The sequence below is a fragment of the Aeromonas sobria genome, from assembly GCF_050266975.1.
Taxonomy (GTDB): domain Bacteria; phylum Pseudomonadota; class Gammaproteobacteria; order Enterobacterales; family Aeromonadaceae; genus Aeromonas; species Aeromonas sobria_B.
This window is the reverse complement of sequence record NZ_JBKISU010000071.1, coordinates 1-1,742: the sequence shown is the minus strand read 5'-3', so window position 1 is coordinate 1,742 and position 1,742 is coordinate 1. Positions and strand designations below refer to the sequence as shown.

Genomic DNA, 1,742 nt, shown 5'->3' with positions numbered 1-1,742 from the left:
AACACTTCTTGGGTGTTGTATGGTTAAGCCTCACGGGTAATTAGTATGGGTTAGCTCAACACGTCGCCGCGCTTACACACCCCACCTATCAACGTTGTGGTCTCCAACGGCCCTTTAGGACCCTCAAGGGGTCAGGGATGACTCATCTCAGGGCTCGCTTCCCGCTTAGATGCTTTCAGCGGTTATCGATTCCGAACTTAGCTACCGGGCAGTGCCACTGGCGTGACAACCCGAACACCAGAGGTTCGTTCACTCCGGTCCTCTCGTACTAGGAGCAACTCCCTTCAATCATCCAACGCCCACGGCAGATAGGGACCGAACTGTCTCACGACGTTCTGAACCCAGCTCGCGTACCACTTTAAATGGCGAACAGCCATACCCTTGGGACCGACTTCAGCCCCAGGATGTGATGAGCCGACATCGAGGTGCCAAACACCGCCGTCGATATGAACTCTTGGGCGGTATCAGCCTGTTATCCCCGGAGTACCTTTTATCCGTTGAGCGATGGCCCTTCCATTCAGAACCACCGGATCACTATGACCTACTTTCGTACCTGCTCGACCTGTCCGTCTCGCAGTTAAGCTGGCTTATGCCATTGCACTAACCTCCTGATGTCCGACCAGGATTAGCCAACCTTCGTGCTCCTCCGTTACTCTTTGGGAGGAGACCGCCCCAGTCAAACTACCCACCAGGCACTGTCCGCGACCCAGATAATGGGCCTGCGTTAGAACATCAAACATACAAGGGTGGTATTTCAAGGTCGGCTCCACGACAACTGGCGTCATCGCTTCAAAGCCTCCCACCTATCCTACACATGTAGGTTCAATGTTCAGTGCCAAGCTGTAGTAAAGGTTCACGGGGTCTTTCCGTCTAGCCGCGGGTACACCGCATCTTCACGGCGAATTCGATTTCACTGAGTCTCGGGTGGAGACAGCATGGCCATGGTTACACCATTCGTGCAGGTCGGAACTTACCCGACAAGGAATTTCGCTACCTTAGGACCGTTATAGTTACGGCCGCCGTTTACCGGGGCTTCGATCAAGAGCTTCGCTTGCGCTAACCCCATCAATTAACCTTCCGGCACCGGGCAGGTGTCACACCCTATACGTCCACTTTCGTGTTTGCAGAGTGCTGTGTTTTTGATAAACAGTCCCAGCCATCTGGTCACTGCGACTCCCAACTGCTCCATCCGCAAGGGACTTCACTGTCAAGAGCGAACCTTCTCCCGAAGTTACGGTTCTATTTTGCCTAGTTCCTTCACCCGAGTTCTCTCAAGCGCCTTGGTATTCTCTACCCGACCACCTGTGTCGGTTTGGGGTACGATGACTTGTAATCTGAAGCTTAGAGGCTTTTCCTGGAAGCAGGGCATCAATGGCTTCACCACCGTAGTGGCTTCGTCTCGTGTCTCAGTGTTGTGTCTCCGGATTTGCCTAGAAACACCACCTACGCACTTTCACCAGGACAACCGTCGCCTGGCCCACCTAGCCTTCTCCGTCCCCCCATCGCAATTACAAGTCGTGCAGGAATATTAACCTGCTTCCCATCGATTACGCCTTTCGGCCTCACCTTAGGGGTCGACTCACCCTGCCCCGATTAACGTTGGACAGGAACCCTTGGTCTTCCGGCGAGGAGGCTTTTCACCCCCTTTATCGTTACTTACGTCAGCATTCGCACTTCTGATATCTCCAGCATACCTCTCGATACACCTTCGCAGACTTACAGAACGCTCCCCTACCACTCAT

The 1,742-nt window shown here is 53.7% G+C and carries 1 rRNA gene; it reads right to left on the bottom strand.

The features are described 5' to 3' along the window. Positions 1-19 precede the first annotated feature (19 nt). Positions 20-1,742 (bottom strand): 23S ribosomal RNA (locus tag ACLHZ1_RS20430); the annotation flags it as partial.